This window comes from Aminobacter sp. SR38, from assembly GCF_014843375.1.
Taxonomy (GTDB): domain Bacteria; phylum Pseudomonadota; class Alphaproteobacteria; order Rhizobiales; family Rhizobiaceae; genus Aminobacter; species Aminobacter ciceronei.
On sequence record NZ_CP062112.1, the window covers coordinates 4,074,950 to 4,088,729 of the forward strand.

At 62.7% G+C, this 13,780-nt stretch carries 10 protein-coding genes; 7 read left to right on the plus strand and 3 right to left on the minus strand.

The window, feature by feature from the left end:
- The first annotated feature begins 79 nt into the window (after nucleotides 1-79).
- The 3 genes from IG197_RS20045 (at nucleotide 80) to IG197_RS20055 (ending at nucleotide 4,887) form a co-directional block, all read left to right on the plus strand.
- Nucleotides 80-2,425, plus strand: coding sequence for a S8 family serine peptidase (locus IG197_RS20045; protein ID WP_154387215.1), 2,346 nt, complete (start codon nucleotides 80-82; stop codon nucleotides 2,423-2,425).
- 480 nt (nucleotides 2,426-2,905) lie between these two features.
- Nucleotides 2,906-3,649 carry an RDD family protein gene (locus tag IG197_RS20050; RefSeq protein WP_192314506.1) on the plus strand — a complete coding sequence of 248 codons (744 nt, stop codon included), beginning with the start codon at nucleotides 2,906-2,908 and terminating at the stop codon, nucleotides 3,647-3,649.
- 575 nt (nucleotides 3,650-4,224) lie between these two features.
- Complete coding sequence (locus IG197_RS20055; RefSeq protein WP_192314509.1) at nucleotides 4,225-4,887, plus strand: outer membrane protein; 663 nt, start codon at nucleotides 4,225-4,227, stop codon at nucleotides 4,885-4,887.
- Between the two features lie 148 nt (nucleotides 4,888-5,035).
- Here the strand turns inward: IG197_RS20055 and IG197_RS20060 are convergent, their stop codons facing one another.
- From IG197_RS20060 to IG197_RS20070, 3 genes are all read right to left on the minus strand, one after another.
- Nucleotides 5,036-7,027, minus strand: a complete 1,992-nt coding sequence (locus IG197_RS20060) for a proline/glycine betaine ABC transporter permease (protein WP_210346876.1) — start codon at nucleotides 7,025-7,027, stop codon at nucleotides 5,036-5,038.
- Nucleotides 7,024-8,052 carry a glycine betaine/L-proline ABC transporter ATP-binding protein gene (locus IG197_RS20065; protein ID WP_192314512.1) on the minus strand — a complete coding sequence of 343 codons (1,029 nt, stop codon included), beginning with the start codon at nucleotides 8,050-8,052 and terminating at the stop codon, nucleotides 7,024-7,026. The genes IG197_RS20060 and IG197_RS20065 overlap by 4 nt, the downstream gene beginning before the upstream one ends.
- A 104-nt stretch (nucleotides 8,053-8,156) precedes the next feature.
- On the minus strand, nucleotides 8,157-9,110 hold the full coding sequence (locus tag IG197_RS20070; protein ID WP_246765198.1) for an ABC transporter substrate-binding protein: 954 nt from the start codon (nucleotides 9,108-9,110) through the stop codon (nucleotides 8,157-8,159).
- A gap of 364 nt (nucleotides 9,111-9,474) precedes the next feature.
- On the opposite strand from IG197_RS20070, the gene IG197_RS20075 reads away from it, so the two are divergent.
- From IG197_RS20075 to torR, 4 genes are all read left to right on the plus strand, one after another.
- Nucleotides 9,475-10,167, plus strand: a complete 693-nt coding sequence (locus IG197_RS20075; protein WP_192314515.1) for a response regulator transcription factor — start codon at nucleotides 9,475-9,477, stop codon at nucleotides 10,165-10,167.
- 29 nt (nucleotides 10,168-10,196) lie between these two features.
- A complete protein-coding gene (locus IG197_RS20080; RefSeq protein WP_192314518.1) occupies nucleotides 10,197-11,702 on the plus strand; it encodes a histidine kinase dimerization/phospho-acceptor domain-containing protein in 1,506 nt (501 codons plus the stop codon).
- 147 nt (nucleotides 11,703-11,849) lie between these two features.
- A complete protein-coding gene (locus tag IG197_RS20085; protein WP_192314520.1) occupies nucleotides 11,850-12,917 on the plus strand; it encodes a hypothetical protein in 1,068 nt (355 codons plus the stop codon).
- Between the two features lie 128 nt (nucleotides 12,918-13,045).
- Complete coding sequence (gene torR / locus IG197_RS20090; RefSeq protein ID WP_192314524.1) at nucleotides 13,046-13,780, plus strand: two-component system response regulator TorR; 735 nt, start codon at nucleotides 13,046-13,048, stop codon at nucleotides 13,778-13,780.

Here is a 13,780-nt window from a genome sequence, read left to right on the forward strand (position 1 = left end):
CGCTCCCGGGGAACAGGCCGGGACGCCCGCCGGCCAAAAGCTCGCCGGCCTCGCTGCGCAGCTCGACGTCAATACTCCGATGCTACAGCTGCGCGCAGATCCCGATGCCCTCGCGCCGGAACGCCTGCTCGTTTTCGAACTGACCGGCGGGGTCATGCAGTTCACCGAGGCGGTGCGACTCGTGCCCGGCCTCGAATTTTTGGGCGCCGAGGATCTCGACGAAGACGAGCTCGACAGCGATCCCGTCGTCTATCTGATGGTGCCGAGCGAGGCGGCGCTGCGCAACATCGTCACCTTGTGGCGCGGCTGGCAGCAGAACGGCACCGTGCCGTACCGGTTCAGCGCGTGGAAGACGATGCTCTCCCAACTGCGCAACATCCGCCCCTGGGGTCCGCAGGACCGCGTGACCACCGCCGACCATGACATCCTGGTCGAGGAATATGCTCGCGATACGGCGCTCTACCGGGTCGAGGTCGAGCTCGTGTTTCGGCGCAATGGCGAGGTGACCGAGGCTGAGGCGCGCGCCGCGATCCTTGCGGTTGACGGCGCAGTCGTGTCGCGGTCGCGGATCACCGGCGCCGGCTACCATGCGCTGCTCGCCGATTTGCCGGGTCCGGCGCTCGCCGACGTGATCGCACGCAATCCCGCCGGTCTCGCTGGTGTCGAGGCGGTGCTTCAGATCCGGCCCCAGAGCATCTTCCAGTTGGTGCCGTCAGAAGAGGTTGATGGTCTGCCGGCTGGCGGCGCACCGGCGCTCCACGGCGATCCAATTGCGGCAATCTTCGATGCCGTTCCTTTGTCCCAGCATCCGCGCCTCGCCGGAACGCTCAGCATCGACGATCCCTTCGACTTGGAAGGGCAGGCGGTCGGGATGCGCACCCACGGCACCGCAATGGCCAGCGCCGTCGTCCACGGCGACATCAACGCCGCATGGGGACGTCCCCTTGAACGCCGCGTCCACTTCGTCAACATGCTCTACGCGACCGCCGACGCAGCATCGCCCGAGCGGTTCCCCGACCTGCTACCCGCCGATATGTTCGAGCGCGCGGTGCTCGCGATGCGCACCGGCGACGTGCCTACCGCGCGGCACGTGCTCATCGTCAATGCTTCGCTCGGCGACGCCAACAAGCCGTTCGCCGGCCGCCTCTCGGGCTGGGCGCGCGTCGTCGATCACCTCTCTGCGACTTACGGCATTTTGTTCATCATCAGCGCCGGCAATCATCATGCGCCGCTAGAGACGCTCGACATGACCGCCGGTGCCTTCGAGGCGCTCGATCCGGCGGAGAGGGTGCGCGTGGCGCTTCGCGCAAGCGCCAAGCAACTGACGAACCGCCGTATCCTCGCGCCGGCCGAAGCGATGAACGCGATCACCGTCGGCGCCCTGCACGCCGACCAATTCACCTACCCGAACCAGCTGCCGGCCTATAATTTCGACGTCTGGGCAGACACTGGGCTCTGCTCGGTGTCGAGTGCGCTTGGGCCGGGCCACAATGGCGCGACCAAGCCCGAAATCCTGGCGCCTGGCGGTCGCCACCATGTTCGCCTGTCGCCGCAGGGTGACCATCATCATCTTGTACCGCTTACAACCAATGCTGCCACATTTGGGGGCATCGCGGTTGCCGCGCCTCCGTCGGGCACATCGCCTGGCCCTGACGTCATAGCCCGCTCGATCGGCACCAGCGTCGCCGCCGCGCTCGCCACCGGCGTGGCTGCACGTGCTCATGAAGCGCTCGAAGCAGCCTATGCTGACTTCGGCGCGCTTCCGAGCGCGCAGCGTGCTTGCCTGCTGAAGACTCTCCTGGTCCACGGCGCCCGCTGGACCAATGCTCGCGACCTGCTGATCGAGGTGCTGGGACCACCCGAAGGCAAGTATAGCTATCGGCAGAAGGATAATGTCCGCCGCTACATCGGCTATGGGGCTTATGACCCCGAGCTGATCATCAATTGCGCGGACGACCGCGCCACCTTGTGGGCGGTGGGAACACTGATCGCCGACCAAGGTCGGCGTTTCCGCATCCCCTGGCCAGCGACGATGACCGCCAAAGCGAAACCGCACGGCCTCTCGGCAACGCTCGCGTGGTTCTCGCCGCCGCGACCCGGCGCCGTCGCCTATCGCGCCGTGCGGATGAAGATCGTCGAGCCGGCGCAGCTCGGAACGGCCGGCATCAAGGCGAGCGGTGTCCAGCCCGATCCGAAGCAAGCCCACAAAGGGACGGTCGTCCATCGGCGCTGGGATGGTGACAAAGCTGCGGCGATTGCCGCCAACGGTTTTGTTGAACTTGATGTGCAGCGCGAAGCCGACGACGGTGACACACCTGCCAATTTCGCGATCGTCGTAACGCTTGAAATGCCGGGTGAGGTCGAGGTCTATAACCAGGTGCTGAACCGCGTTGCGCTCAAGCCACAGGTGCCGGTCGCGGTCTAATTGACGTAAGATTTGGCCATTTGCAACTGCAATGAAGAGCTGGATCTGATCGGGACGCTTGACGTCACTGAACGGGGCTTCGCCCTCGAAGGGAGGCTATCCCAGTCCCTCGGCTAGAAGCGGTCAGGCAGCCAACGGCGTCAAGGCTGTCCGATGACATGCGCCCTATGCAGGTCATTCCAGCAGTCGCGCCCTCGCACGTTTTGGATGCCGCCCGTGCATCCCATATGGATGTTTCTTGGGCTATCTCTTTCAAACTGCGATATGAAGCAAATGTCGGTATCGGTAGTTGCGTGTCCCCGCAACCAAATACACAAACGCCCCGCCCCAAAGCGGGGCGTTTGTGTATCTGGACGCAGCTGACCACTCGAGTTAAGCCCAGCAGCGGCCAGCAAGCAGGCAAAGCCGACTATCTGACTATCCAGATCACTTGAAACATCGAGTCGAGGCCGTGCATATCTTCTTGCTGGGTGGGGAGAAATGGCAGTGGACAGTCGACAGACGCAGAATGCGAGTATCCTTCGTCGCGTTGCAGCCATTGCAATCGACGCACTCGGCATCCTTTTCGTCACCCAACTGATCCTCGCGTCATTGTATCTTTCAACCAACGGTCAGGTGCAGGGCCAAACCTGGTTCTTCGTCAATCTATGTGGGCCAGCGAATGCGGGCGTATTGCCACCATTGGAGGCCGGCGCCTTCTTCATCGATGACTGCAGCGAAACTGTTCTTGGCCTGCCAACGGCACGGCTATTAGGGACGCGAAACAACGACGAAACGCGGGCTCCGGAATATTACTACCTCAACAGACAGGGGGGCTTGGTCGACGGGAAGATCATTGTCCTTGACTGGCTCGCATTCGCGCTTCTCCTCGTCTACCGGTTGATCGCCGAAGCGAGGGGCGGCGCGACTTTCGGCAAACGGCTGGCTGGGCTGCGCGTAACGAGCGTCAATGACACCAAACAACGACGCCTTCCGATAGCTCGTGCAGTCATTCGGACGGCTGTTCTGGCGCCAGCTTTGGCATTGTTACTATACTCGTCATTTTCATTCGGACTTACTCTCGAACCAGGCGACGGGGCTCCGGCTATCTGGACAAGGAGCCGTCTCGGCGCTGGGGCTATCGTGCCCATGGTTTGGCTGGGCATTTTGTGTGCGTCTGTTCTCGCGAGCCGTGTCGCACTTCACGACCGGATCGCTGGCACAATTGTATTGAAGGCGACGTGACAGGAACGGCGAACCAAACTCATCCCGAGGGTCCAGAGACCACTGCTTGAGATCGGAACGATCGGTTTCCTCCAAGCCCTCGACCGGACTTACCGACAAGCAAAGCGCGATAAAAGCCAAAGCCTGGCCCCAGAACCATTGATAACGACACTCCCGTGAGCCTTGCTCCGGGAGTGTTTTTGGTTGCAGGGCCAACAGCCTGTCGCTCGGTCCAGTTCAGGATCGTACCCAGTTCCCCATACCGCGCAGCTCGATCTCGCCGCGCTTTGTGCCGGGTGTCAGAATGAAGTGGACGGCCGTCGGAACGAATTTCGCAGGCTTCCTCGATCGTGTAGTGCCGGATGGCCGAGACGTCCTAGCCCAGATCCCGCGCACTACCGTCAACGGGATTGCAGAGCCATAGTTTCGATCAACTGGGAAATATCGCTTTGCTTGGTTGACATGCCGGAACAATAAGGTCTGACTGCCCAGCACACTGTCTACACTTTTTGCGATGGCGGCTGCGCCTGTCAGGCGACGCTGCTGAAGCGATCTATATTAAAACTGAAGCGACATATATTGAAGGATATTAGGCTGTGAAGATACATGCTGGCCTTTTGATGACCTCTGCGTTGATTGCGATGAGCGTGGGGACGGCGCGGGCGGAAAACGTGACTACCGAGACCGCCCCAGCCGGCACGGCGTATGCTGACGCGACGGACTGGAGCGGGATCTACGCCGGCCTGCATGTCGGTTTCGCCGATGGCGCCGCGACGCAAGGGGAACAATGGGTTCCTGGTTTTGAGGCAGGCTTCGAGCTTGACGGCTTGCTCGCCGGCGGCCAGGTCGGCGCTCTGGCGCAGTTCGGTAACTTTGTGCTCGGTGTGCAGGGCGATGTCTCCGGGGGTGGCCTGAGCGGTAACTACGACTTCGGCTTCGGGCCATTTCCCAACATCTCCATGGAAGTCAACTGGCTGGCCAGCCTGACCGCCCGTGGCGGTGTCGCCTTCGACAGCGTGTTGCTCTACGGCCTGGCCGGTCTGGCCGTGGCGGATACTGCAATAAAGTACCCGGGAGGATCCGCCGGCCCCACATACACCGGGTACACGGCTGGCGCCGGCGTCGCTTTGAAACTCAATGCCAATTGGTCGGTTTTCGGTGAGTACGCCTATTACGGGCTTGGCGAGCGGGAGTTCGATGGGGACACCTACGACCTCAGCCTTTCAAGCGGCAAGGTCGGCTTGAACTACAAGTTCTGATCTGTCCTGACGGGATTGGCTGCGCCGGCGAGAAGCACACTTCCGCCGGCGCTGCGGGCCGCCACGCCAGTTCCTCCTACATGGCGATGGGCTACGGGCCAGTCGGCTGTCGATCGTCCAGGCGGTGCGACGGGCCGAAGGCCGGTGGTCAGCCTGCCAGCCCCAGCTTCTGTTTCCGCCGCGTTGCCCATGCCGTGATCAGCTGGTCGGCGGTCAGGCCCATGAAGGCGACGCAGAGGCCCAGGACGAGGCCTTTGCCGGCATCGTTGAAGGTCAGCGCCCGGAAGATTTCCTGGCCGATGTCCTTGGTGCCGATGAAGGCGGCGATGATGACCATGAACAGGGCGAACATGATCGTCTGGTTGATGCCGAGCATGATCTCGGGGAAGGCCAGCGGCATGCGGATGTTCCACAGAAGCTGCCTTTGCGTGCAGCCCGATGTGATGCCCGCCTCTACGATTTCTTGTGGCACGTTGCGCAGGCCGAAGATGGTGTAACGGACGATCGGGATCATCGCATAGATGATGATCGCCGAGATCGCGGCGACGTCGCCGACCTTGAACAGCATGATCACGGGGATCAGATAGATGAAGGACGGAAAGGTCTGGAAGGTGTCGCACAGGAGCTTGGCGATGCCGGTGCGGCGTTCGCTGCGCGAAGCCCAGATGCCGATCGGCAGGCCGATCATGATGCACAGCAGCACCGCGACGGTCACCATATAGGCGGTGATCAGCGAGCGCTCCCAATAGCCGGCGAAGGCGATGAACAGCACGAAGCCGGAGACGATCGCAGCGAGCCTGAAGCCGCCGAGTGACCAGCCCGCCGCGGCGACAAGAGCCACCATCGCCGTCCAGGGGATCGACTGGAACAGGTCGCGGATCGGGATCAGCACGTAGAGCAGCATGGCGTTGCGGAAATATTGCAACGGGTCGTAGAGCGTGACGGTGATCCAGTCGACGAGGGCATCCCAGAAGGGGGCGGTGCTGAGGGCGAGCTCCGAAGGCCAGGCCTGGGCGTAAGGCGTGATCGCGGCGAGCAACAGCGACGCGGCAATGACGGCCAGAGATGCGGCGAGGAACGGAAAGCGCTGCAGCAGGCTGGCGTCGGGCGCGAGATGCGAGGGCTCCTTGTGGGCAGCAGCGCGGCTCAACTGGTCGAGCGTGATCGCCATCAGGACGATCGCGACGCCGCTTTCCAGCGCCTGGCCGATCTTCAGCGCCTGGAGCCGGAACAACAGGTCATGGCCAAGGCCGCGGGCGCCGACGAAGGAGGCGATGACCACCATCGCCAGGCACTGCATGATGACCTGATTGACGCCGACGAGCAGCGGCTGGCGCGCCGACGGAATCTCGACCATCCACAGGGTCTGGAAGCGGGTGCAGCCGGCCATCTTGCCGGCCTCGCGCACCTCTTCGGCAACGCCCTTCAGGCCGAGGATGGTAAGACGGGCCATCGGCGGAATGGCGAAGATGACGGTGGCGATCGCGCCGGCCTTGTGGCCGACGCCGATGAAGATGGCGATCGGGATCAGGTAGGAAAAATGCGGCAACGACTGCAGCACGTTGAGCAGCGGCACGACGAGCGCTTCGAACCACTGTTTCTTCACTGCGAGAATGCCGATGCCGAAACCGATGAGACCGGCAATGGGTGCGGCGACGAGGACCACCGACAAGGTGATCATCGACAATTCCCATTTGCCGAAGATCGCCATGTAGGCGACGCAGCCTGCCGCCAGCGCGCTAAGGCGCCAGTCACGGAGATACCAGCCGAGCACGCCTGACAGGCCGGCGGTCATGACCCAGGGCATGGCGGCGATGCCGATATCGGGGAAGCCGGAGACCAACAGTCCCTCGACGAAGGCCAGCGGCCAGGTGATCAGCTCGGCAGCACCGCGCGTCAGGTCGCGGAACGAGAACAGCCCGAAGATCGCGTCGTCGCGCAAATGGTCGAAGACCATGTTCGCCCAGTCGACGAACGGAATAGTCCAGCCCTTGGGCACCTGCACCGCCCAGTCGGGCAAAAGCGAGGCGGCAAGCAGCAGGACGAGGAAAGGCAGAACGACAAGCAGCGGCCTGGTCATTGCGGCCAGCGGCTTCTGCGGTTCCATCGCCTCCTGGCGGGTCAGTGTCGCGGCACTCATGCACACTGCTCCTTGCCGTAGAGAGCATCGATCAGACCGTCGCGGGTCAGCGTACCGACGAGCGCGCCAGCGTCGTCGATGACGTCGACGGGACGCTCCGAGGTCAGCACCTGGCGGGCGACGCTGGCGATCAGGGCCTGTGCCTGGACCGCAGCGGCGTCCGGCTTTCGAGAGGTTGCGGGCGCCATGACGGCGCGAACCGACAGCAGGCGATCATGCGAGACGTTGCGGGTGAACTCGGCGACGTAAGGGGTGGTCGGGCAGGTCACCAGCTCCTCGGCGGTGCCGAGCTGCTCGACGACGCCGTCCTTCATGATGGCGATGCGGTCGGCGACGCGGATCGCCTCGTCGAAATCGTGGGTGATGAAGACGATTGTCTTGTTGAGCACCTTCTGCAGGCGCAGGAATTCGTCCTGCATCTCGCGGCGGATAAGCGGATCGAGTGCCGAGAACGGCTCGTCGAGAAACCAGACGTCGGGGCCGACGGCGAGCGAGCGGGCGATGCCGACGCGCTGCTGCTGGCCGCCGGAGAGTTCACGCGGATAATAGCCCTCGCGGCCCTTCAGCCCGACGAGTTCGATCACCTCGCGGGCGCGTCTCTCACGCTTCTGGCGATCGGTGCCGCGAACCTGGAGCGGGAAGGCAACGTTGTCGAGCACGGTGCGGTGGGGCAGCAGGGCAAAGTGCTGGAACACCATGCCCATCTTGTGGCGCCTGAGATCGATCAGCTCGCGCTCCGTGGCGGCCAGAATGTCGCGGCCCTCGAACATAACCTCGCCCGAGGTCGGCTCGATCAGCCGCGCCAGGCAACGCAGCAAGGTCGACTTGCCCGAGCCGGAGAGGCCCATGACGACGAGGATTTCGCCCGGCATCACATCGAAGGAGACGTTGCGGACGGCGGGGACGTAGCCTTCGGCCCTGATGGTCTCGATGGAAGGATTGTTGTGGTTGCGGCGCAGGAAGCCGGCGGGATCGGAGCCGTAGAGCTTCCAAAGGTTGCGGCATGCGATTTTTGCTTCGGACATGTCTGCCTCTCGCCAAAGGGGGCCGATGGGGTATGCGCGGCGAGGTGGCGCCCGCATTTACGCGGGCGTCACGACGCCATGACGGGACGGATGGATGCGGAGGGTTAGCTGGCGGAACCCATCCAGGCCTTCCAGCGCGCCTCATTGTCGGCCAGCCATTTGTCGGCGGCCGCCTCGGGCTCCATGTTGTCGATGTCGGCGAGCTTCGCCTGCACGGCGATGTCCATGTTGGAGAAGTTGATCTTCTGCAGGATGGCGTAGGCCTTGGGCCACTTGGTCGGGAATTCCTTCCAGGCAGCGATCTTCAGATAACCGTCCTTCGGGTTGCCGCAGTCGTAGCTGAGCTCCTTGTTGGAGCCCCAGGCCGGGTCGTCCTTGCACTTGGGATCAAAAGCCGGGAACTCGACGAACTTGCCGTCATAAAGCGCCTCGACGAAGTTGGGCGTCCAGTTGAAGAGCACGATCGGCTCCTTGCGCTTGACGGCAGATTCGAGCTCGGCCCACAGGGCGGCGGACGAGCCGGCATTGACGACCTCGAAGTTCATACCGAGGGCCTCGACGCGTTCTGCGTCATGCTTGAGCCAGTCGACAGGACCGCCGAGGAAGCGGCCCTTCGGCGCGGTTTCGGCGGTGGCAAACTTGTCGGCGCAGGCGTTCAGCGCTTCCCAGGCGGGCAGGCCGGGGCAGACCTCCTCGACATAGGTCGGATACCACCACTCCTCGCGTGTCTTGGCGTCGTGGGTGGCGGCATCGACGACGCAGCCTTCCTTGACCACCTTCTGGAAGGCAACGCCGAAGGCGCCTTCCCAGACCTCATGCACGAGGCTGACGTCACCTTCGCAAAGAGCGGTGTAGACGACCTGGCTGTCGGCGGAGACGTATTCGACCTTGGCGCCGCCCTTCTCGAGCAGCTTGCCGACGATGTGGGCACCGACGATCTGGCTCGACCAGTTGTGGGTTGGGATCTTGATAGGGTCGGTGGAATCCTGGGCGAACGCCGTGCCGGCCGCAAAAGCCATGATCGTGGCCATGGTTGCGGATTTGGTAAAATGGGTCATTGAACCTCCCGTTCCTGTGTGTTGCGATTGTTCCCATGGAAGGCGGGATGCCGGCCTCTGTGTGCCTGTTGGATTTCCGCGCCATCCCCACAAAGATAGCGACGAGAAGTGAACCGGTGTCGGCCGGGGTGTAAAAGTCGTGAGTCGACTTGTGAAATGATGTTAATAGGCAACCTGTCGCGCGGTGAAAGTCGCGTGTTGTTTCCCGAGGACAGGCCATCAGGTCGGCGAGGCGGCAGGCGCGCCATCATCTTCGCGCTTTTGTCGTCGAGATTGTCGGACAGTGCTTGGCTTGCAATCGCCCGCCTCGATAGAAGAAGCTGGTGTCGGCCATCAGCCGGCATGTCTCCTTGGTGATCGCGCTATGAACCCCAGCATTCTCGTTGTCGATGACGACCCGGACATCCGCAACGTGATCGGCATTGCACTGGAAAGGGCGGGAATGCATGTCCAGCAGGCGGCCAACGGACGCCTGGCTCTGGAGCAGTTGCGGCGACACCATGCCGACCTGGTGGTGCTCGACATCGGCATGCCTGTCATGGACGGCATCGAATGCTGCAAGGCGATCCGTGCCAGCTCGCATGTCCCGATCGTCTTCCTGACGGCGCATGACGACGAAGTCGACCGGATCGTGGGGTTCGAGCTGGGGGCGGACGATTATGTCAGCAAGCCGTTCTCGCCGCGCGAACTGCTGCTGCGGATCAAGGCCATACTGGCACGCGGCAAGCAGGCAGGCAGTATCACGCGGCACGGCGACCTCAGTCTCGACAGCGAACGCCACATCTGCTTGCTTGCCGGAAAAGATCTGCCGCTGACGGCAACGGAATTTTCGGTGCTGGAGATCCTGTCGGTCCGGCCCGGGATCGTCGTCGGTCGGGGGGCGATGATCGACAAGGCCTATGGCGGGAACAACACCTTGTCCGGACGCACGGTGGACAGCCATGTCCGCAACATCCGCGCCAAGGCGGCGGTACTTGGTTACTCCGACATAATCGAAACGGTGCGAGGGGTGGGCCTACGGCTTGGCAATTGTGTCGCCGGACCAGGCACCGCGTGAGCCGGATCGTCCGGAAATGGCGGCCATCCATGCCGCTGGTTGTGGCGATCGTCTGCGTTAGCCTGCTGGCCGTGCCGGTCGTGACGACGCTGGCGTTGCAGATCGGAACAAACCGGCTGGTCAACGAGACGGAGGCCTCGCTGATCAAGCAAGCGGCGATCTATGCCGGCGCCTATGCCGTCGCGTTCGAGGCCGAGCCGCCCGAAGCAGGCGGGGCTGTACCTGGCTACTATCTGCCGCCGCCCAAGCGAATTTTCTGGAGTGCTGCGTCACGAACCTTTCGACCGCTCCTGAACCTGCGCCAGGATGTGGTCGAGCCCGTCCGCCCCGATCCGGTGCCGACCGCGGAGCGACTCGATCCGCGTTATCTCAGGATTGCGCCGGGGCTGGGTGCCTTGGCCGACAATGCCAGCCGCACGACACTTTCGACTGTCGTTTTCCTGGATCATCAGGGCATAGACATGCTCGCTGGCGAGACAGCGAGTTTTGCCGCCGTGCCAGAGGTCCGGCAGGCGCTGCAAGGCGATGTCGGGGCCGCACTGCGCTGGCGGGGTGACGCGGGTACGCGGTTGCGCCTCGCAGTGCTTGGCGGCGGGACAGGGTTCAGGGTGCTGGTTGCCTATCCCGTCATCAGCCACAACCGGGTTATCGGCGCGGTCTATATGTCCAGGACCGTTCCCGGGCTGAGGGAATATCTTGCCGCCGGCGAGCGCAGCGCCGTCATCGTCCTGGCCGTCGTGACGCTGTTGAGCGCCGCAGTCGTGGGAACGTTGCTTGTGCGGACGATGCTACGGCCGATCCGCGCCCTGCGCGACCAGTCGAGAATGGTCGCCAATGGCAGCCATTCCGAGCTAGCCCCGCTCGGCCACTATGGCATGCGGGAGATCGCCGACTTGGGTGAGGCCGTCATCACCATGGCCGGCTCTCTGTCGCAGCGCAGCAAGGAAATCGGCATCTACACCAACCACGTCACCCACGAGCTCAAATCGCCGGTTACCTCGATCATGGGAGCTGCCGAGCTTCTCGAGGATGGCCACCTGTCCGATGCTGCGCAGCAAAGTCTCATAGGCACCATCAGGGCCCAGGGAGAGCGGATGGATTTGCTGCTCCGTCAGCTTCGCGACATGACAAGGTCACGCGAAGCCAGGCGCGGTGAACCTGGCCAGTTGCGAGATATGCTGCCCGAGATTTCCGGGCTCGATATCAGCCTGGCTCCTCCGGATGCCATCCTGCCCCTCTCGGTCGCGCATGGACAAACGGTACTGGCGCACATGGCGGGGAATGCCCGCCATCATGGGGCGACCAGGCTCGACCTCGATTGGGATGGACGAACGCTCCGGCTTTCAGACAATGGTGAGGGATTTGCCGACATCGACCTCGGCCGGATGGTCGAACCGTTCTTCACCACGCGTCGCGAGGAGGGCGGAACGGGGCTTGGCCTGGCCATCGTGGTGGCCATTCTCGAGCTTTATGGTGCGCGGCTGACGCCGGTTGCCGCTCTGGGCGGCGCGGTTTTCGAGATCGATTTCGGCTAGCTTCCATCTGAGCGCATTGCGTTCGAGCTGGCCTGCACGGAATCTGCACAAGAGTTGCACCACTTCGACGGCGAATGCGGGTCATCCGCAAACTAGACGTCTAAGGGTCACGGGCCTGCTGGCCCCGATCCACTCAAGGGTAGACCTATGAAGTTGAAACGTCTTCTTGGCGCCGTCGTAACGCTTTGTGCCGCGATTGCCGCCACATCCTCGATGGCATGGGACAATCCCGCTAATCGATACGCCAACGCCTACAAGCAATACACTGATGCAACATGTCCGCTGCCGGCGGACAAGATCGAGCATTTCGTCTATTTCAGCCGGGATCGCGACGCGATCCGCGACCATGCCTTCCTGACCAGCGATCGTTTCGCAGGCGCGCAGATCATGTATGTGTGGCGCCAGCTTGAGCCGACTGAAGGACACTACGACTTCTCATCGATCCAGTCCGACATCGACTACCTGGCCAAGCATGGCAAGCGGCTTTTCATCCAGTTGCAGGATGCATCCTTCTCACCCGAATACAAGCCGGTGCCCGACTATCTGCTGAAAGGTGACTATGACGGGGGCGTCACCGCCCAACGTACCGACGACGGAGTTGTCGAAGGTTGGGTTGCCAAGCGCTGGAACGCCAAAGTCCAGGCGCGCTTCGCGGCATTGCTTGCGGCACTCGGCAAGCAGTTCGACGGCGTGGTCGAGGGCGTCAACCTGCAGGAAACGGCCATCGGTGTTTCCAAGGAGACGGATGCGTCCTTTACCCCGGACAAATATGTGGCGGTGCTCAAGACCAACATGCAAGCCATGAAGGCCGCATTCCCCAAGTCAACCACCATGCTCTACGCGAACTTCATGCCCGGCGAATGGCTGCCCTGGGAGGACAAGGGATATCTGCGCGGAATCTATGAGTTTGGCGACAAGATCGGCGTCGGCATGGGGGCTCCCGATCTCATGTACAAGAAGAAGGGCCAGCTCAACCATGCCCTGGCCATGATGCACGAAGGCAAGTTCAGCGTGCCGCTCGGCATTGCGGTCCAGGACGGCAATTATGTCGGCGAGACAGGCTCGACGAACATCGTGACGAAGCGCACGAACCTGGTGCCGAGCCTTCATGCCTTTGCGCAAGATTTCCTGAAGGTTAGCTACATGTTCTGGGTCAACCAGGAGCCGTATTTCAAGGAAGATGTCCTGCCTTGCTTCTCGGCTAGGAAAGGCTGACGTGACAGATCCCAGGCAATGATGCAGGGGCCGGCGACGCCATGACAAGTGCGCCGGCTCCTTCCGTCGTTGCCCGGGCCGCCCGACTTGTGAAATGATGTCAACAAAAGTCGGGAGGATAGAATGGCATGCGGGCTCAGCATCACATAGTGATCGTCGAGGATGACCCGGTCACACGGGCGAAGCTTGCGGGCTATTTCCTGGCCGAAGGTTACAAGGTCAGCGAGGCCGGCGACGGCGATCAGATGCGTGCCATCATGTCCAGGCATCCGGCCGATCTCTTGATGATCGACATCAATCTGCCGGGTGAGGATGGGCTCAAGCTGACGCGTGAGCAACGCGAGCGCTCCGACGTCGGCATCATCCTGGTCACCGGGCGCACCGACACTGTCGACCGCATCGTCGGGCTCGAGATCGGCGCCGACGACTATGTCACCAAGCCGGTCGAGCATCGCGAGCTGCTCGCCCGGGTCAAGGGCTTGCTGCGCCGCGTCGGCAAGGGCCGGATACCGCAACCGGCTACGGCCACGCGGCATTTCTATGGCTGGACGCTGGAGGTTGCTCGCCGCACGCTGCAAGCAGCCGACGGCACCTTCGTCGAGTTGACCGGAGCCGAGTTCAAGCTGCTGTCGGTGCTGACAGCCAATCCCGGCCAGGTGCTGTCGCGGGAGCGGCTGCTGCACGAGATATCAAGGCGCGAATGGGATGCCAGCGATCGCACCGTCGACGTGCTGGTCAGGCGTCTCAGGCAGAAGCTGAACGACAATCCGCGTACGCCGCGCATCATCGTCACCGCTCATGGCGAAGGTTACTTCTTCGCGCCGGACGCCGTCCAGCCCGGGCGTGTCGCTGCGGGTCTTTAG